The organism is Shewanella sp. 10N.7 (assembly GCF_020806285.1).
Lineage (GTDB): Bacteria > Pseudomonadota > Gammaproteobacteria > Enterobacterales > Shewanellaceae > Shewanella > Shewanella electrodiphila.
The window spans coordinates 1-19,931 of sequence record NZ_JAJGZS010000045.1 but is presented as its reverse complement, the minus strand read 5'-3'; the positions used below and the strand labels follow the sequence as shown (position 1 = coordinate 19,931).

Below are 19,931 nucleotides of genomic sequence, written 5' to 3'. Positions count from 1 at the left end.
GAGGCAGGACGCCGACATAGCCTCAGATTGAGCCAAGGATGGCGAATCTGAGGCGGTAGTAAATTAGCTCTGTAGTATGAGGAAAAACACTTCGCCGGAGCGGCAAGGGATATCGAAAAGGGAAATGCTGTTGTTTCCCTTTCGTCGGGTGTGGGCGAAGCGCCACGACTTTACGCCTAAACATTTTTAGTGATTTATATCAATAACATAAAACCACCAACATGTTATAAACCTAAGTCAATAACAGTTAATTAGAAGTCATTATTTTTAAAAATTAAAATGGAGTTAATTTTGAAGAAAGTATTAATTAGCGTAGGTTTTATACTTTTAACAGGTTGTACAAGTGTCAATATCGAGCAACTTGACCCTAAAATGCAAGTAAGTCACGTATGTATTGAAGAAAATCCCAAAGTAATCGTTCACGACTTTTTACCTGTTGTTCAAAAAGGCTTTAAACGTCACGGAATAACAACTGAAGTTTATACTGACAGTATGCCAAACTATTGTGACTACCATTTGAACTACACCGCTTTGAAAACTTGGGACATGGCTATGTACATGCACCATGCAGAGTTATGGCTATACCGTGGACTAGATAATATTGCATATGCCGAATATCACCTTAATGGTAAAGGTGGATTAGCTTTAAATAAGTGGGCAAGTGTAGATTCCAAAATGGATCCGGTTATTAATAAACTTCTATCAGGTTACTCACCTGAGATTGTTGATGCTTACCGTAAAGCTATCCCAACGAATAAACCTAAGAAGTTAGCCTCAGAAAGTACAGAAGATCAATTAAGGAAATTGAAAAGGTGGTTGGGGGAACAGCTTATTACTCAGGAAGAGTATGAACTAGAAAAACAAAAGGTACTTACAGAGAAGTTATAACAAAGCAAAAGCTAATTAGTTAGAAATTAAAATCCAATAAGAAAGGCGACCGTTTGGTCACCTTTTTGCTGTTAACTCATATTAGGTTAATTTCAAATTATCCTAACTTAACGCGTGCATTACGGAACATACGCATCCATGGGCTGTCTTCTGCCCACTCGTCTGGGTGCCAAGAGTTCGCAACACTTCTGAATACACGCTCTAGATGCGGCATCATAATAGTCACTCAGCCATCTATGGTAATTAATGCAGGGTTTGCATTTGGTGAACCATTTGGGTTTTCTGGGTATTGCGTTGCAATTTGACCGTAACCGTCAACGTAACACAGCGCCACTGTATCTGATACTTCAGAAATTTAGTAGGGTCAGTGTAAGCTTTATTTGAGCACCATACATTTCCTGACCTCAAGACCAGTTTTATACCCTTTGCTCTAGCTCATTTCTGTCCAAATATTTGTTAGTGTTTGTGAAGCCAACATCGGTAATAAAGTAACATGCCTAATGAGCGAGTTTATCAATGGCAATCCATTTCTCTGCTGATGCTTGTTGCACTATTAAACGCTAGCTTTTCCCTCACAATTAGCAGTCATTGCTGCGCTGTCCGCGCTTAATAAACCAGTTCAGGCTTTTTAGTTATTGGTCGCTTGGTGATTTCTTGTTAAAATCGCAGCAAATTTATAGGAGCGTTTAACAATGGCAATGTATGTAGTGGGTCATAAGATCCCAGATTCAGATTCAATCTGCGGTGCAATCGCACTAGCTTACTTAAAAAATCAAATTGAAGAGCCTGCAATTGCAGCACGTTTAGGTGAACTTTCACCTGAAACAGCCTATATCTTAGATAGATTTGGTTTTGAAGCACCAGAATTCAAAGAAAGCTACGCAGGCGAAGAAGTTTACATCGTTGACCATTCAGAACTTACCCAAGCACCAGATGATATCGCTGAAGCGACTATCGTGGGTATCGTTGATCATCACAAATTAGGTGACTTAACGACCTCTACCCCGCTTGAGTGTTGGATCCGTCCAGTAGGCTGTTCAAATACAGTGATTAAAATGATGTACGATTTCTACCAAGTAGAAATCCCAGCTAATATCGCTGGCATCATGATGTGCGCTATTTTAAGTGACACGGTTATCTTCAAATCGCCTACTTGTACCACTGCAGATATCCGTTGTGTTGAAGCATTAGCTGAAATCGCTGGTATTGAAGACTTTAAAGAAGTCGGCATGGAAATGTTCAAAGTAAAATCAGCAGTTGAAGGCACACCAGCCCGTGACCTTGTATTGCGTGATTTTAAAGACTTCAACATGAACGGTAACCTTGTGGGTATCGGTCAGCTAGAAGTTATCGACTTAGCAGTATTTGATGATATCAAAGCAGATTTAGAAGCTGATATTGCAGCACTAAAGGCTGAAGGCAATCGCCACAGTGTTTTATTATTGCTAACTGACATCATGAAAGAAGGTTCAGAAATGTTAGTGGTTTCTGACGATGAATTCCTTACAGAAAAAGCATACGGTAAAGCCAGTGTTGATGGCCGCGTATGGTTAGACGGTGTATTAAGCCGTAAGAAGCAAGTTGTACCATCTCTACAAGATGTGTTTGCATAAATTGCAGAAACTGCGAGTCTTCAATGTACCTCGCTAAAACGAAAAAAGCTGAATCATTTGATTCAGCTTTTTTGTATCAAAAAAAAATGCAGCGTTAGCACTTAAGAATCGAGAGTTAAAAACATAAAGTATCAATACTCACGATTAATGTGTTTCGGTCAGAAGTTCAATCCAAGCCTCTGAATCTGCAACCATAAACTTGTAACTTTTATGATTGTTTAACTCTATTTTAATCGCATCAGCGGTTACGGGTAATATCCCGCCTCCCGTTCCCCAGCACTTTTCGACCTTCTCAATATCAGTGAGTGCAATCTCATACGGCCCCATTTCAAATATCTTATTTGAAGCTTCAAAATACAAACGGCTTTTAGTTAACGATAGCTGGCCATCTCCACTAAATGCCCCATTCTGCGCAGTAGCAAATGTAGACCTTACAACTGTTTCATCACCAAAATCTATTGTACTCATTGGTCATTCCTCACCTTGTCGCTCACTGATATCACCGTTAATATTGCTCGCTGTTCTCTAACAATAAATAGATGTACTATCAGTTAGCATCACCGATATTACTGCTATCATTAGCCATAAATTTCATTTTACTGAATTAATTATAGTCGGCTAAAGCTGAACAGCCATTGAATAAAATAAATATGAATAAGGCGATTATGAATACCCTTAAAATACTTTTGATAAGTTTGAGCATACTTAGTCTGACTGGCTGTATCACAACCCCAGAAATGAATAGTGAACATGTCGCAGTCTTGTGGTCAGAACAAGGTGATATGGATATCTGTGAATTAAAAGGCACTCTTATTGGTTCACAGGGGCATTGGTATGATTATCTATTTATTACCAATAAAGATTTAACTCAAGGTGCTATTAATCAATTAAGAAATGATGCACTTACACTAGGCGCTAATACGGTATTTCTTTATAAACCAAAAGTCTTTACCACTTCAGTCACCTTGTTAGCCAATGCTTATACCTGTCCAGCTAACGTAACATAGCCAACCCCTATATCAACTCAACATTGATATAGGCATTGAAATTATTTTAATATCACTCTACATCCATACAGTTAGCATAATAAGTGACTTATGGGGCCAGTCGACTCCATAATTTCATCTACAGCAAACAAGTTTATTAGCATTTAATAATACAAAGAGTCCCATTAATGGGTGAACTCTCCGACTAACTGTAATAATCTATTTTAAATAGCTAATGGATAACTTGTAATAGTTCATAGGCGTCAAACCTTACTGAGATAATGTTTGCTCAAAACCGCTCATTTTTAGGATGATAAATGATTACTCACGAACCCAATGCACACTATATGGCCAACCCTAACCGATATAAAAATATGGCTTACGAACGATGCGGGCGCAGTGGCATTTTGTTACCTAAGCTCTCCCTAGGGTTATGGCAAAATTTCGGTGAAAACGACTCTCGAGTCAATGCTGCTAACATGCTTCATACAGCCTTTGACTCTGGTATAACCCATTTTGACTTAGCTAATAATTATGGCCCTAATTATGGTGCTGCCGAATCAACTTTTGGTTCAATCTTTAAACACGACTTAACGCCTTATCGTGATGAATTGATTATTTCTAGCAAAGCGGGTTATGACATGTGGCCAGGCCCTTACGGAATGGGTGGATCACGTAAGTACTTGGTATCAAGCTGCGATCAAAGCCTTAAACGCACTGGCTTGGACTACTTTGATATCTTTTATCATCATTGTATGGATGCTGATACGCCATTAGAAGAAACCATGCAGGCACTGGATTACATTGTGCGTTCAGGCCGTGCTTTATACGTCGGGATTTCAAATTATCAACCTCAGCAAACCCAACAAGCCATTAAGATACTGCAAGATTTAGGTACTCCTTTATTAATCCATCAACCACGCTATAACCTGTTTGATCGCTGGATTGAAAATGGTCTTACGGAAGTGCTAAAAACTGAAGGCGTTGGCTCGATTGTATTTTCGCCTCTGGCGCAAGGCTTATTAACCAGTAAGTACCTCAATGGTATTCCTAAAGATTCTAGAGCAGCACAAGAACATCAAATTTACCTCGCCGAAAAAGACCTCACCTCAGCAAAAATATCAAAGGTGAAAGCCTTAAATGAATTAGCACAGCAGCGTGGACAATCGTTAGCGCAGATGGCCATTGCATGGACACTGAATAATGAAGCTGTAACGACCTGTTTAATTGGTGCCAGTCGTCCGGCGCAAATTCTCGACTCTGTTAATGCACTGAATAAGCTAGACTTTAGCCAACAGGAATTAACGGCAATCAATAACATTCTAAAGGAATAGGATTTAAACGATGAACAGCGTAAACAATGATAAAGCAACATCTGGCAAACCACTAAAACACCATGCAAAAGGGGCAATAGCCATGACAATGATGATAACCGCATTGGCCCTAGTTAACCCTGTTGCCGCTGAAATTAACCCCGAACAACTTGCAGATATCAAAGCGATCAAAATTAACAATAGCCAGGTGATTACAGCAGGTTTGCCGACAAGCTCTGAGTTTGAAACGCTCAAACAAGCAGGCGTTGAGGTCGTGATTAACCTAATTCCGACCAATAATCCTAACTTTCTTGCTGAAGAGCCCGAATTAGTAAGCGATTCAGGGATGAAATATGAAAACATCGAAGTCGATTGGCAGCAGCCAACAATAGAAAATGTTGAGCAGTTTTTTAATGTGATGGAACAAAACAATGATAAGTCGATTTTAGTGCATTGCGCCGCCAACTATCGCGCATCTGCATTTTACTATTTGTACCTAGCTACCCAAGGGATAGATATCTCAGGGGAAGTGTTAGAAGATACATTATCGCCTTGGGGAGATTTACAACAAAGCTTTGAAAAATACCCACAATGGCAAGCACTCATTGAACAAGTAAAGCTCAAATATGCAAATCAATAACCTAAGCGTTTAAGGGAAATCTATCCGTGGCAGTCCTACATCTTAGCTGCTTGCACTTGAGTGACTTAAGCAGCCATGATGATGTCCATCAAGTTTAGCGGATAATGCTTTACACGAACTACAGCTTAAGTGCCTTTTATAGTTCTTTTCAAAAAACTCTGAAGTTCGATTTTCTAGGCTCTGGAACAATTCTTGATTGAGTGCCGTTTGCCACTGATATTGAGCCATCAATCTCGATAAGTGGCGGTAACATGTCGTAGATTGATCTGACAAAAAGTCTGGTGAAATCAATTTACTCTCAAATTGAGTCAGTGACCCTGTTAAGTAAAAAGCTATCCCTTGAACCAACTCTTTGGCTTGTAAAGGTGTTGCTGTTAGTTCACCATTTTTTATCGCTAGTTGCACCGCATCAGTTAACCATTGCCAAAACGAATTAATACGTTGTTTGAATAGCTTTACTTTTTCATCACTTGCTAACTTCCAAATCATTGCATTAACAGAAACAGACCGTAAGGTAAAAAAGCTTCTGCTTCTTTTAATGGTTTCAAAAGTAAATAAAATAGGTAGCAGTAATCTTTCTTGTGCAGATAGTTGAGGATTTTTTTCTACAAATAGCGGCATGTAATTTGAAGTCGCACTGCGTAAAAACAAGCACACTAAAACATCTTCTTTGCGTTCAAATAACTTATACAAAGTCCCTGTTGAGCAGCCGACATCTTTAGCTATCTGTGAAAATTTGAATGACACAATCCCTTGGGACTCAATTAAAAGCTCTGCAACATCTAAAATTTGGTCACAGCGAAGTTGAGTCAATGTTTCTGTAGGACATTTCATAATGCATACCTAATATTTGATTAACTCAATTATCATCCTTATTACTCTTTATAGGTATAACATCGGTAGATAATCGGGATTAAGTTCACGCTCATTAAGCTTTTTCATTGGTCTTTGTGATTCAGTTCATATCTTATTTCAATAGTGATAATTAACTCCCGTTTATTCACGTAAAAACGCATTGATAACTCAGTAGTTCATGAACAATGTTCTTGACCCACTTCACGAATAAAATTGCCCCCCCAAAAAAAGCGTGATGCCATTCAAATTTGAACAGCATCAATTTGTTTATCTTAGTCGCATCAAAATGTGAGGAAAGATAAATGCACAACAGACGTAACTTTTTAAAATTAAGCGCAGGTGCTGCAATCGGCGGATTAACTGCAGCCATGCCAGCTAGCGCACAACAAAGTCAATGTGAAGAAATTAACTGGGATGAATCAGTTGATGTTCTTGTTGTTGGTTCTGGGTTTGCAGGACTATCGGCTGCTATTAATGCCAAAAAGCAGCAAATCGGTAGTGTACTTGTATTAGAAAAAATGCAGGTAATTGGTGGTAATTCTGCAATTAATGGCGGTTGGTTAGCGATTCCTCAAAATCCAATTCAATTAGCTCAAGGTATTAACGATGATTCTCCAGAAGAATTAGTTAAAGACCAAATTATCTCAGGCAGAGGCATGCAAAATGTCGATATGCTGAGAACCATCGCGAATCGTTCATTAGATTCTTATGACCTATGTATTGAAACCGGTGTGAAATTTCGCGAAGGATTTAACATCCAAGTGGGTGGTCATAATAAAGCGCGCGCTATCAGAACTCAGCATGGTACTGGCGGTGATATCACCACTAAATTATTCGAAGCAGGTAAAAAGGTAGGCGTGGAATATCGCTTACAACATTACATTGAAGACTTCATTATGGACGGCCAAGAGATCGTTGGTGTGAAGGTAAGACAGAATTATCGTTACCCAGATCTTAAAACGGGTAAAACAATCTATATCAAGGCTAACAAAGCCGTTATCCTCGCGCACGGTGGTTTTGCCCAGAATATGGAATTACGCCAAATGGTCGATCCATCACTGGATCCAACATTAGATTGTACCAATGCTCACGGCGCTACAGGTGAAGTAACCTTAACCGCAATGGCTAACGGCGCCCTACCTGTCCACATGAACTTAATCCAAACCGGTCATTGGGGTTCTCCTGATGAAGGCGGATTCGGCTGGTCGAATGCATTACTTTCGATTGGTTGGCACCAAGGTGCAGCTATTAGTGTACTTAATGGCAAACGCTTTATGGATGAGCGCGCAGATCGCAAGACCTGCTCAGAAGCGATTATGAAAAATCGTTATGAAGACAACAGTCCAGCCTACCCAATTGTGCTGTTCAACTATGAGAACTATAAAGACGACGACCGTGTTGTTCGTTCATTACGTGACAAAATGGCTTGGAAATTGGACTCATTGGATGATGTTGCCAAGAAGTTTGATATTTCTGCGACAGCCTTAAAAGACACAATTGCTGAATATAACCAGCATGTTGTAGACAGAAAGGATCCGTTATTCAACCGTAAGATGGACACTGCTGAGGTTTTAACAGGGCCATTTGTTGTTTCACGTATTTGGCCAAAAGTGCATTACTGCATGGGTGGATTAAAAACAGATTTAGGTGGCCGCGTGATTGATGGTCGCTCAATGAAACCGATTAGAAAAATGTATGCCATCGGTGAAGCTACTGGCGGCATTCATGGTGAAGCTCGCTTAAGTTCGACCTCATGTCTTGAGTGCTTAGCAATGGGCATTATCGTTTCTGAAACTATTAAATCTGATCTGTAGGCTGAACCACCATGAAAAAATTATTACTAGTCGCTTTTTTATCTACTGCGTTTTTAGCCACCGCAAATGCGGGCGAGCTTTATACCGTCAAAGGGAAAACACAAGGCAGAGTGAACCACGAAATGCTTTATCAAGATGGCTGTAATGCTTGCCATCAAGGTTCACCAAGAGCGAATACCACAGATGAGGCCTGCGTGGCATGTCATGGCACTGTTGAAACAATTGAAATTGATGAATCAATTTTAGCAGTACCAGAAGCACACCCACATAAGTCTTTGCATTATAACCAAGGCGCAAGCTGTTTAGCCTGTCATAGTGAGCATACGAAAAAAGCTCCTACCTGTGCTGACTGTCACCGTACTTGGTTCCATGAAATGTAACACAACAATAAAATAACGATGATTTTATAGGGAACGAGAATGAAGAAAACCGCCAAGTTTATGTTGTCGATGGTGGCCACAGCGATTGCTATGTCTTCTGCGCCAGTAATGGCTGAAGAACAAGAAGATGGTATTAACATCGGGGGCGCAGTGCGCGTCAATTATGCGTATAGAGATTACGACGAATCTAATAAAGATAAATTAGGTGAGCTTGATTTCGATATGGCTGCCATTAAGTTTGATGGTAAAAAAGATGACTGGGGCTTAGCTGCTGAGTACCGCTTTACCGCAAACACCAATTACATCAAATATGGTTACGGCTATTATGATATTGATCCGAATTGGCAGCTACAAGTCGGTATTAATAAAGTGCCCTTTGGTAACCCTGAGTTTATCTCTAACAGTTGGTGGTTTGGTTTACCTTACTACCTAGGTTTTGAAGATAATCACGATGTGGGCATTAAAGCCTCTTACGACAATAATGGCTGGAACACTGATTTCGCGTTCTACAAAAATCCTGTTTACAGTGCAACTGAAAACAAGCGTTATTCAGCGTCATTATTCAGTGGTGAAATCAATGGCACTGAATATCATAACGAAGAAACCAATGGGTTTAACTTTAGACAAACCTATACCTCTGAGTATGAAGGTGGCTCTACAACGTTTGGTGGTTCTGCTCAATATGGTCAAATCTATAACAGTGATACAGGTAATATGGGCGACCGTTATGCTGTAGCGTTGCATTTAGATAGCACTTACAAAGGCTGGAACCTGCAACTGCAAGCGATGCAATACGAATATGACGCGGCAGATTCTGCTGATGACAATAAAATCGGTATTGCTGTAGTGAGTTGGCAATATGAAATCGCTTCTAAAGGCCAAGCGTATAGTGCCAATATCGCTAAAACCTTTGCCACTGACTTTGGTAGCGTTAAATGTTACAACGATTTCGGTTTAATGACCCCAGATGTTGCTGATGACAGTTATGACAACAGCATGCAAAACGTCACAGGTTGTGCGATTTCTGCTGGTGCAACTTACACCATGATTGACTTTATTTTAGGCAAAAACATGACGTTTTCTACCGCGAATAATGACCACGTAGGTTTACCTGAAATGGGTGATGATTGGGACAAACGCATTAACATCAACTTTGGTTACTACTTCTAATGACGTCGTAATCAACACCTTTACCAACGGTTAACGCAATACTCTCAGACAGGCAGGAACTGACTCCCTCATTTCTGTCTGTTTGATTGCTCGCTTTATCAATCAAACATTGTCTTTATCAACTAAAGCCAATGCCATAAACCACTAAGCAGTAATCACTCCAACTATGAAAACACCTTCAGTTAAACTGCCTCTACTGGCCTGTATGGCGGTAGTTGCTCATTCTTCACATGCCATGGATGTCGAACTCGGTGGGTTCATAAAAATGAACGCTCGCTATGTGAGTGGTGATGTCGAATTTCAAGACTTATGGACTGGTGGAGGTTCAATTTCTGAGCCCACTAAACGGACACAATTTAGTGCTCAAGAATCACGATTGAATCTCGCTATATCTTCCGAGGAGGTAAAAAGTTTCATTGAAATGGATTTTGTCGGTTCCTCTCAAGGTAACCCAGTTATTTCAAATTCATACAGCCCCCGTCTACGCCATGCTTTTATCGAATATCAAGATGTTATGGCAGGGCAGACTTGGTCAACGTTAGTCAATACTTCAGCCTTTGCTGAAACAGCAGATTTAGGCGGGCCATTGGTTGGTCAGGCTATGGTGAGACAAGCTTTAATTCGTTACACCCATAACGATTGGCAATTTGCACTTGAAAACCCTTATACCTACGGTACCGATGCAGTCACTGAAAGTAACGACTCAAGCCAACAAGAGTGGATTGATACCCGCAACGACTATGTACCTGATCTCATCGTACGCTATAACAAAAAAGGCGATTGGGGCAACATATCAGCATCAGGCATTATTCGTTATCTCGATCCTGTTGATACCCAGCAATTAAGTAAAGGTATTTCAGTGGCTGGAAAGTTTAGAACCTTCGGCAAAGATGACCTTCGTCTACAACTACATTATGGTCATTTAGGGCGTTATGTAGGGACTGATGCCGCAAAAGATATTATTGATGGTGAATTAGAAACCACGCTGTCAGCTATGATGGCTTATCGCCATTTCTGGACTCACAGACTCCGAAGTACCGTTTTTATAGGCCATACAACGACAGAAATTGAGCGCACTCGTCGAAATCATTTTGGCGCGAATATATTTACCAATCTTACTCCTGAGCTCTCTGTTGGTTTTGAAGTGGGGCAATACGCCATTAATGATAAATCGCCAAGTTACAGTAATGAATTAGTAGACACTGGACAATCACAATACGCCCAGCTCAGTATGCAATATTCATTTAGGTAATAAATGCGGAATTTAATTTCAAATTGCAGGGTTAAAAACCTATTTCGTATAATTGTTCGCATTTATAAACCAATTAAACTTATAAACATTGACCAACGACAACAAATTAAATGAATATTTGAACATATTCTCAATTACTTAAGATTAGCGATACTAGTCACGAATAAAATTGTCGTTGCGATACCTGCGTGATCTATTTCACCTTTATGTTACCAAGATGAATTTATAGTTAAGCCATAGCAAAAGTAAAGATTAATATCTCACAGTTCCAACTAGGATAAACAATGAAACTTAAAATGATTTTTGGTATTGCAGCGCTTGCATCAACAGCTGCTGTTGCCCAAGGCCCACAATGTAATCACGCACAACTTCCTTACCAACAAACAACGCCTGTCCCATTTGACAGCAGTGTTCATGCTCCACAAAACACTATGCCAATCCAGTGTAGTAACCCTGAAGTTGAAGCATATATTGCTGATTGGGAAGCAGGCAAGATTGATTTCAACACTATCCAAGCCAATGACAGCATCGCTAAAGATCAACGTTTCTGTAAAACTCTTGATAATGAGGGCAACGTACTTGAAGCTAAAAACTGTGAAGTTGCTAACTCTCCAGTAGGATACATCTGGAAAGACTTGGCTGATTCACCAGTGGTTATCGGTATTACTAACGGTGGCAAGTCAGATCATGAGCCTCATTTCCATGGCCAACCTGAGTGTTATTACGTGGTAAACGGTGGCAGTAAAACGTTAGCAGAAAACAAATTCCAACCATTGGAAAAAGGCCAATATTTCTATATCCCAGGCAATGCGATCCACAACACACCAATCCTTGAAGATAAAGGTCTTGGAGTAATGTACTGGTATCCAAATAATGCTAACTTTGACGGGTTCAAATACTACTGGCGCCGTGATGTGAAAAACCTTCGCGTTGCAGAAGAAGCCTTTGACCGCGTAGATGAAATCCGTAAGCGCGATCTAAACTTAGGTCCTTACGGAACAAATGAAGCAATCTTTAAAAAGTAAATAGCGACTAGCTTTTATAATTTATCGTTCGTTAAGTATTTAATAATCCCCATTTAAATATCATCTCCAAATATAAGTGGCCTACTTTTAATATTAAAGTAGGTCACTTTTTTATGTTTTAAAAACAAAAACGGCCACTTTCTTGTGCCAGAAGCTTTAAATTAGCGGCCCTAGTTTTCGTTCAAATGTTTTGTATTGATTAGCATAAATGGCTAAGCGTCAGAAACAAAAACGGCCACTTTCTTGTTCCAGAAGCTTTAAATTAGTTGGCCTAGACTTTGTTTAAATGTTCTGTAGCGAGCTGTATAAAAGACAAATAGCCAGAAACAAAAACGGCCACTTTCTTGTTCCAGAAGAAAGTGGCCTAGTGTTATTTTTCAGCAATAAAAGGATGAAGTAATATCGCTAAATTGAACACTGATCTTGCTATTTTTACTTATCACTTCTTCGTTTAAAAACGCCTGTCTTAAATAACGTCTTATCAATAAAGAAGCGTGTGATTAATTGCAAAGAAGTGTTCCAGACTTCCTACTCTAAATCACACTACATACTGGATTTTTAGCATTAAAAGGATGAAGTAATAATGCTAAAAATCAGTACCTTGTTACACTCAAGAAAACCAAAGGGTTACCATTTATCCGCAGTGCAGTGACAGATAACCCTGTTACTATTTTTAGTATTGGTAATCGAATTGCAGAGTGAATTCTGTTCCTGGCTCTTTTGCGTATACCACCACGTCTTGCTGATCGTATTCGGTTGTTTCGCCTAGGATATTCTTCACTTTAAATTTCACCCCAAAGCTTTCTGTTGGCAGGTAGCTGTATGTGAAATCTAAACTATGAAAAGGTTGCTCATAAACATCATCTAACCCGCCGCGTCCACCATAAGCAATACGTTCACCAAACACGTTATATACCAGTGTCGCACTATGTGACTCATTAGCAGAATCATAGCTAAACTGCATGTTGGCAACCCACTCAGAGTGACCTGTCATGCGGCGTTTATTATTAGTTGGGTCAATCTCACCATTCGCTAAGATTTCAATTTCTGAATCACTTAAGGTTAAGTTACCCGCGACAAAGAAGTCTTCCCAGAAGCCGCCTTCAGTGCCGATAAAGCCAAGGTCATGTAAAAACTCGGTTTCGATACCATAAATAACGCCTGATTCAGCATTGTAAAACTTGAGCTGACGACCGGCTTCAGAAATACGTTGAATCGCTTCAATCGGGGCATCGACGTCTTTGTAGAAACCGCCAACACTTAAGTTTGCGCCATCTTCTGAGTAGTATTCCCAACGTAAATCCAAGTTGTAAATATCAGAGCTTTCAAGCTCTGGGTTACCGAAGAAATCAAAACCAGTAATAGGGTCTTGGAAACGTACTGGCGCAACTTCACGTAAGTCAGGACGCACCAATGTTTTACTTGCACCAAATCGCCACTGACTCACATCAGATGATTTCCAGGTTAACGACATTGATGGGAACCAGCCATCTTCAGCGATAGCATAGTCTTCCATGTCATAACGACCACCTTCATCTGAGATTTCACCATCAGGCGTTAGTGGTAATGTCACTCGGCGGAAATCTTCATAGCGAACACCCGCAACAAAGCGCCATACGTCATCAAAGTCGATATCAAGGTTAACAAACCCTGCATCAATCATTTCTGCGGCAATGTAATCTTCGGTGTCTGTTGAAGCATCTTTAAGTTCTAAATCAAGCGTGTCATTGGCAATATTGTCATCAGAGAAAATATTATCAAAATCAGTCGATAGGATGTCGCCATTAGGATCGGTTGGACTTAAGCCAACGTCAAAACCTAAACGTGTTGCATAGCTTTCACGGGTGCGCTCAAAGTATTCGTAACCACCACTAATTTTTAGCACGTTCATGCCAAATTCAAACGGTAGGGTTAAATCGAACTTGTAATTTTCGGTATTATCATCAAGGCGGCTATAAACATATTTAGGCGCATCTTGAGTATTCAAGTTGCGGCTTGTCATGTTATTAGCATCATCAAACAATACGTTATAAGTGTACGAAAGCTCATTAGGTGCATAACGCTTAGAGCTTGCGTTTGAATACATCCAATTAGCTTCTAAGTCCCATAGATACTCAAAGAAATGGTTACCCTGAATTTGGTTACTAATCAGATTACGTTCTTCATAAGCCACATCGTAAACTTGCAGAGCATTAGGCTCTGAAATCGTATCGATGGTTTCTTCAATTGCCACTGATACATCATCTGAAGTGTCGCGCAGGTAAGTCGAGAAGGTTTGAATTTTATGGTCGTAACCAATTTCTAAACCTAAATTGAGCATGCCAGACATTTGCACAATCGAATCGGTACCCATAACATCTTTTGAGTTTTCGATTTGCACGTTGTCAGCATCACCCGCTAATTCCACTTCCGTTTTAGTGTAGTTTTCAGCTTGTTTCTTATAAGAAACTGCCGACATTGCGCCAAAAATAATGTCATCAGTAATATCCCAGCGATCGCCAATAGCGATGTTACCGCGGATACCTGGGTCAGTGCTTTCAGTAAATACCGTCATGTCGCGATACATGTCACTGGCTAACCCACGGTTAATTTCCTGCGCCTCGGCAAAATCAATGGTACCGTTTGAACCTGTCACGATATCAATTGGGCTGATCCCGCCATACATATTATTGACATCATTAATGCTGTTAGGCATTGAACGAGTGCCGTCATCTTGGCCCATCCAGTCGTCACCGCCACCGTTATAAGTGAAAGTGTCATCAGAATCGTTGGTGTTGTAACGGCCACCTAAAGACACTTTAAAAAAGAAGTCTGCAGGAATGGATTTAGTACGAATATCAACATGACCACCACCAAAAGCTGCTGGCGTACTGGCTGTACTGGCTTTTTGTACTGATAGTGACTCAATAATAGAGGCCGGGAACATATCCAGCGGTACCACGTTACGAGTTGGGTCTGGTGATGGCACAACCGCACCATTTAAAGAAGTACTTGAATAGCGTTCGCCCAAACCACGTACGTAAATAAACTTGCCATCTTTTAGTGTCAAACCAGTCACACGGCGCAGCGCTGCGGCGGCGTCACTGTCACCTGTGCGAGAAATTTGGTCTGCACCCATGATGTCAACAACCGTTGGTTGTTCACGACGTTCTTCAACTGCTGCAGAAGCAGAAGTGCGCAAGCGACCCGTTACAGCAATCACTTCAATTGGGAAATCTTCACCTGGATCAACCGCAGGCGTTTCTTCCGAGTAAGCTGGTAGTGTTGTAAAAAGAGAGGCTGCAGAAATGGCAGTGACAACAGCTAGACTTAGCTTGTTAGCGATAAAACTCGGCTTGGTTTTCATAGCGTTTTTCAATCCTGTACACAGTTCAGGTTGCACCTTCGTCTTGGGAAACTCTATTTACATGGCTTACACAGACGAGGCAGAAAGTATTGTCTTATTGACTCAATATCACTTACTAAAACCCTGAGATAAGGGTTTTAATTAATGCCAGCAAGCACTGCTTGCTGGCATTATCAGGGCAGATTTACTTGATAAATGCCCAACCTTCACGCCAGTCAGTCTGGCCATCGAATGCACCGATATAATCAGTTGACTCGAAGAAAGTATCAGTCGTGCTCATATCAAGACCAGTACCCAGTAACACAGTGTCAGTACCTGCTGGCATGCCATCTGTTAATGTGACTTCTTGTGCAGAGTTACCTGTTTGCGCTAGGAACCACGCTTCGGTATCAACCGCATCAGTTGTCGCATCATTATCTGAGCTGTATTTAAATGGCTCGTTACAATCGATTACTGAGTGAGAAATCATTAATGAACCATCATTAACATTGTCAACAAGACCGGCATACGTACCGTCTAGCTCTAGACACTCACCTGATTCAGTCTCCGAAGTTGAACCTTTACGACCTTGAATCAATAGGTTGTGGATTGACGCTGCTGTAGCAACACGAAGGATAATCCCTTCACCTTTGTCGCCACTGGCATTTTCAATATCAGTACCTGGAAGGATGGTCACGTTAGAGATAGTTGGGTTAGACACTGGTGTATCGTCAGTTCCTTTATGGCTATCACCTTCAAAACCACGGTTTGCTTGACCATCTTCATGAGTGATATACACATATTGTGCTTTACCCTGCCAGCCATTAGTCCAATCTAAGCTGTCATCGAAGTTGTCAGTTAAGTAAACATATTTAAGGTTGACTGCACCGCCCCAGAACTCAACACCATCATCGCCATTGGCATGAACTTGGATATGGTCAACTTGCGTACCACTACCTACTGCCGCAAATGAGATACCGTTCATTTCTTGAGTATCGTTCACTTTAAAGCCAGCATACTTAACTACCACATAGCTGATTTGACCGCTGTTATCAGCATTGTCGTTACCGCCGTATGGGAAGTCGCCCACTTCGAATGAAGCATCACATGCATCTTTATCAGGACAAGTATTGGTTTCGCCGTTACCAAGAAGTACTAAACCACCCCATTGGCCACGCTCACCTTCTGCACCCGCAATCACATCTTGCTGCGAAGTCATCACGATTGGATGTTCAGCACTACCTTGAGCCATGATTTTTGAGCCACGGCTAATCGCGATGTAGCTGTTATCTGTTGCAAATAACTGAGTACCAGCTTGAATGGCTAATGTTGCTGAGTCAGTTTTATCACCGCCAACAACCACTGCACCGCCATCCACTTTATACATCACGTTTTGACCAGCAAGCAGTGTTGTATTCGTGGTGATGTTACCTTCGATTGAACAGACTAAAGTCACGCTGTCATCTTTATAAAGGCCTGCAACCACATCTTCTGCAGTTGTGCCAACTGGGCAAGATGTTAATACTGGTAATTCAGTTGGCGCTGGCGCTGCGTCTTCATGAATCGCAGTTGTCCAGCCCGTAGTCCAATCAGTTGTACCGTCGAATGCACCGATATACTCAGCATCCATTAAACGGTCATCCATGTTAGCTAAATCTGCTGCACCGCCAGTTAATGCCACTGAAGATGAGTTAGGCATGTAACCAGTTAGGTCAGATGCACCCGCTAGGTTACCTTCTTGCTCAAGGAACCATTGCTCAACGTCAAGTGCAAGTTCGCGACCTTCATCAGCATCTGGTTTTGCATTTTTAAATGGCTCAACACAGTCGATTAAGCTGTTTTGCATGTTTAAGTTGCCAGCTTCTGCAGTAATAACTGTGTTGTCATCATTCACTTCTAAACACTCGCCAGATGCCACATCACCTTTAACCAGCATGTTGTAAGCGTCTACTGCAGTGCCTTTACGGAATAAGATACCTTCAGCATCATCGCCGCCACTGTTAGTGCCATTAGCCACTTGAATAGTAAAGTTAGCTAAAGTTGGACGAGATTGAGGTTCTGCGTCTGCGCTGCTGTTACTGTCAGCTTCAATACCACGGTTAGAACCGTTATCTTCTTGACGGATATATACGTGTTGCGCGCTACCTTGCCAACCGTTTGTCCAGTCTAAAGAATCATCAAAGTTTTCAGTTAACACAACGTGAGAAAGCGATACGTTACCGCCCCAGAACTCAACACCGTCATCGTTATTTTTATGAATTTGGATATGGTCAACAGTTGTGCCCGCACCGACTGCTGCAAAGCTGATACCGTTCATTTCTTGTGTATCGTTGATTTTAAAACCACCGAACTCAACGCGAACATATTGGATAACACCTGAGTTATCTTCAGTGTCATCACCACCGTAGCTGTGACTTCCTACTTCAAATGCAGCATCACAACTGGTTAAATCAGGGCATGAGTTAACTGGTGCGTTACCTAAAACAACTAAGCCGCCCCATTGACCCGCTTGACCTTCTTGACCCAATGCAGATTCAAGTGATGTAAATACGATAGGTTCATCTTCTGAACCTTCTGCCATGATTTTAGAGTCACGACTAATCACTAGGTAAGACTCACTGCCACCCACAATTTTAGTGCCTGGCATGATAGATAATTCAACTGAATCGGCTTTATCGCTACCAGCGATAACAGCGCCATCTAGCATCCAAACAACATCGTTACCAAGAATAATATTGTCACCATCTTGGCCGCCAACATTCACTGTCGATGCAGCAGTAGAAGGTGCTAATGTGCCTGACAATACCCAAACTTCTTTACCGTCGATTGCTGCAATAGTTGCACTCTTCTCAGCAAAACCACCGTAAGCAGCTTCCTGATCTGAAATGTCAGGAGTTGTAGGACCTGGGTTAGTTGGCGTTTCACCGTCTGAACCTGTATCGATATTAATGTCACCACCACAACCAGCAAGTAACAAAGTTGCAGAAAGTGCTGCAGATACAGCATTAAGTTTAAAAATTTTTTTCAGTTCCATTGTCATCTCCGAGGACGGATTTAAGCGTGTTAAGTAATTCGGCTGGACGACAAACTAACCCTCAAAAATGACAAAAAGACTGCGTAAAAATGACAACAACATTTCACTAACATGAAGTAAATATTAAAATCCAATAGAGACAATGACTTACAACTTGATACAGCTTGTTTTTTATTGTCACATTATTAACAATTATTTTACCAAGGTAACGCTTGGTGCAACTTTAGAGGGGGCGACTGGAGGGGAAATAAACTAAAACTCAGGTGAAAAACTTAAAAATAGACCTACATCTGACCTAAAATAGACAGTCTATATTGACTGAAAATGACAATATTATGACTGTTATATTAGGCAATTTAAGATGAATAATTAAATCATTTGTCATATTTCTTAGCCTTATTCATTGATGAAAGTCTCATTGCAAGGCAGCCTAAAGAAAATAGACGATATGGTCATAGACGGAACTGAAGCCGCACCTTTATCTTTAATAAAATAAATTTGGTGGAAAAAGACTTATTCAGCTTGATAAAGTGTTTGGCATTGTTCAGGTTTTACCTTAACTGTTTTTGATTTCGGCTTAGACTTTTGTTTGGATTTGGACTTGTATTTAGATTGCTTACTCGCTTCATTTGACGCCAATATTTGTTTGCGCCACCAATCAAGCTCATCACAACCTGTGCCCGTTGGTGGCGCTTTTTGGTTTTGACATAATGCATCATTTTCAGGGCAAGCCAAACGCACATGCATATGAAGAGAGTGTCCCCACCAAGGACGCACTTTAGTCAGCCAACTGTCATCTTGCCAGTCCATATTGCACAGTTGCTGTTTGATTGCTGGATTAACAAAAATCCGCGCAACCTCGCTAGACTCAGCTGCTAACCTGATCATAGTGCCGTGATGAGCTTGCCAATCTTGATTAACGTTAAATGCCGACTTATCAACAAGATCTAACTTCTGAGGGGTTTCTCTGGCATCTCTTGTCAATGTCTGCTCAGCTTGGCGAAACCAAATATCTGCATCAAGCCCAACTTGGTGACTTGAATGACCCGATTCAAAATTACCACCGCGAGCCATCGAGATATCACCAATCAAAATATCATTCATCCCTGCTGCTTGGGTCTGTTTAGCAAAATTAGTAATAAAGGCCACTAATTGAGGGTGGCCATAATAGCGATGACGCTCTGTGCGTATCACCTGATAACCTTCACCTATCAAGGGTAATGCCTTTGCCCCTGCCAGACAGCCATTGGCATAAGAACCAATCGCTGCAACCTTACCTAAAGATGGAGTATCAAATTGACTCCATTTCATCTGTTGAGCGAAAACTGCAGGGATAGATATAGAGATTAGAATGGTGCCAATAAGTAGTGCGTTTTTCGGCAGAAATACTTTGAACAAATATGACATGTGCAGCACCCTTTTACACTTCAGATGATGAAAAACATAAACAAATTAAGCTTTATCTTTATAGAGTCTAGCAAGAAAATAAGACAGTAAAGTCAGCCTGTTCGACATTAAGAAGAAGGAGTTAAGAAGAAGGAGTTAAGAAGAAGGAGTTAAGAAGAAGGAGTTAAGAAGAAGTATTGTGGCTTAATGAATCTGTACACCGATATGGGGTAAACTCCCCTTAAGATAA

The 19,931-nt window shown here is 40.9% G+C and carries 15 protein-coding genes and 1 pseudogene; 10 read left to right on the top strand and 6 right to left on the bottom strand.

All coding sequences use genetic code 11. The annotated features are described in order from the left end of the window. The first annotated feature begins 291 nt into the window (after positions 1–291). The gene (locus tag LMH66_RS19715) at positions 292–888 is read left to right on the top strand and encodes an Sbal_3080 family lipoprotein (protein WP_229372555.1); all 597 of its coding nucleotides are present in this window, start codon (positions 292–294) and stop codon (positions 886–888) included. Between the two features lie 97 nt (positions 889–985). Here the strand turns inward: LMH66_RS19715 and LMH66_RS19710 are convergent. Next, positions 986–1,243, bottom strand: a pseudogene (locus LMH66_RS19710) (phosphoribosylformylglycinamidine synthase subunit PurQ); the annotation flags it as partial. Between the two features lie 337 nt (positions 1,244–1,580). Between LMH66_RS19710 and LMH66_RS19705 the strand changes: the two are divergent. Next, positions 1,581–2,501: a manganese-dependent inorganic pyrophosphatase gene (locus LMH66_RS19705; RefSeq protein ID WP_102528488.1), complete on the top strand. Its 921-nt coding sequence runs from the start codon at positions 1,581–1,583 to the stop codon at positions 2,499–2,501. A 144-nt stretch (positions 2,502–2,645) separates the two neighbouring features. Here the strand turns inward: LMH66_RS19705 and LMH66_RS19700 are convergent, their stop codons facing one another. Then, positions 2,646–2,969 (bottom strand): hypothetical protein, encoded by a 324-nt coding sequence (locus tag LMH66_RS19700; RefSeq protein WP_102528487.1) that lies wholly within the window; start codon positions 2,967–2,969, stop codon positions 2,646–2,648. A 197-nt stretch (positions 2,970–3,166) separates the two neighbouring features. Between LMH66_RS19700 and LMH66_RS19695 the strand changes: the two genes are divergently transcribed. The 3 genes from LMH66_RS19695 (at position 3,167) to LMH66_RS19685 (ending at position 5,440) form a co-directional block, all read left to right on the top strand. Then, the gene (locus LMH66_RS19695) at positions 3,167–3,508 is read left to right on the top strand and encodes a DUF4156 domain-containing protein (protein WP_229372553.1); all 342 of its coding nucleotides are present in this window, start codon (positions 3,167–3,169) and stop codon (positions 3,506–3,508) included. 296 nt (positions 3,509–3,804) lie between these two features. Further along, the gene (gene mgrA, locus LMH66_RS19690) at positions 3,805–4,821 is read left to right on the top strand and encodes an L-glyceraldehyde 3-phosphate reductase (RefSeq protein ID WP_229372551.1); all 1,017 of its coding nucleotides are present in this window, start codon (positions 3,805–3,807) and stop codon (positions 4,819–4,821) included. A gap of 10 nt (positions 4,822–4,831) precedes the next feature. Continuing rightward, the gene (locus tag LMH66_RS19685; protein WP_229372549.1) at positions 4,832–5,440 is read left to right on the top strand and encodes a protein tyrosine phosphatase family protein; all 609 of its coding nucleotides are present in this window, start codon (positions 4,832–4,834) and stop codon (positions 5,438–5,440) included. Positions 5,441–5,482: 42 nt separating this feature from the next. On the opposite strand, the gene LMH66_RS19680 is transcribed toward LMH66_RS19685, so the two are convergent. Continuing rightward, positions 5,483–6,274, bottom strand: a complete 792-nt coding sequence (locus LMH66_RS19680) for a TetR/AcrR family transcriptional regulator (protein ID WP_229372547.1) — start codon at positions 6,272–6,274, stop codon at positions 5,483–5,485. 323 nt (positions 6,275–6,597) lie between these two features. Here LMH66_RS19680 and LMH66_RS19675 point away from each other — a divergent pair, with 323 nt between their 5' ends. The 5 genes from LMH66_RS19675 to LMH66_RS19655 all read left to right on the top strand — a co-directional run bounded on the left by LMH66_RS19675 (position 6,598) and on the right by LMH66_RS19655 (position 11,936). After that, complete coding sequence (locus LMH66_RS19675; protein ID WP_229372545.1) at positions 6,598–8,109, top strand: flavocytochrome c; 1,512 nt, start codon at positions 6,598–6,600, stop codon at positions 8,107–8,109. 11 nt (positions 8,110–8,120) lie between these two features. Then, complete coding sequence (locus LMH66_RS19670; protein ID WP_102528482.1) at positions 8,121–8,489, top strand: cytochrome c3 family protein; 369 nt, start codon at positions 8,121–8,123, stop codon at positions 8,487–8,489. Positions 8,490–8,528: 39 nt separating this feature from the next. Then, positions 8,529–9,659 carry an OprO/OprP family phosphate-selective porin gene (locus LMH66_RS19665; protein WP_229372543.1) on the top strand — a complete coding sequence of 377 codons (1,131 nt, stop codon included), beginning with the start codon at positions 8,529–8,531 and terminating at the stop codon, positions 9,657–9,659. A 166-nt stretch (positions 9,660–9,825) separates the two neighbouring features. Next, the gene (locus LMH66_RS19660) at positions 9,826–10,911 is read left to right on the top strand and encodes a hypothetical protein (protein WP_229372541.1); all 1,086 of its coding nucleotides are present in this window, start codon (positions 9,826–9,828) and stop codon (positions 10,909–10,911) included. Between the two features lie 284 nt (positions 10,912–11,195). Beyond that, entirely contained in the window at positions 11,196–11,936 is a 741-nt protein-coding gene (locus LMH66_RS19655) for a cupin domain-containing protein (protein ID WP_153912546.1), read from the top strand. Positions 11,937–12,609: 673 nt separating this feature from the next. Here LMH66_RS19655 and LMH66_RS19650 read toward each other — a convergent pair. From LMH66_RS19650 to mepA, 3 genes are all read right to left on the bottom strand, one after another. Beyond that, the gene (locus LMH66_RS19650) at positions 12,610–15,282 is read right to left on the bottom strand and encodes a TonB-dependent receptor domain-containing protein (RefSeq protein WP_229372539.1); all 2,673 of its coding nucleotides are present in this window, start codon (positions 15,280–15,282) and stop codon (positions 12,610–12,612) included. Positions 15,283–15,466: 184 nt separating this feature from the next. Continuing rightward, complete coding sequence (locus LMH66_RS19645; protein WP_229372537.1) at positions 15,467–18,295, bottom strand: hypothetical protein; 2,829 nt, start codon at positions 18,293–18,295, stop codon at positions 15,467–15,469. A gap of 513 nt (positions 18,296–18,808) precedes the next feature. Continuing rightward, a complete protein-coding gene (gene mepA, locus LMH66_RS19640) occupies positions 18,809–19,702 on the bottom strand; it encodes a penicillin-insensitive murein endopeptidase (RefSeq protein ID WP_229372535.1) in 894 nt (297 codons plus the stop codon). Between the last annotated feature and the right edge of the window lie 229 nt (positions 19,703–19,931).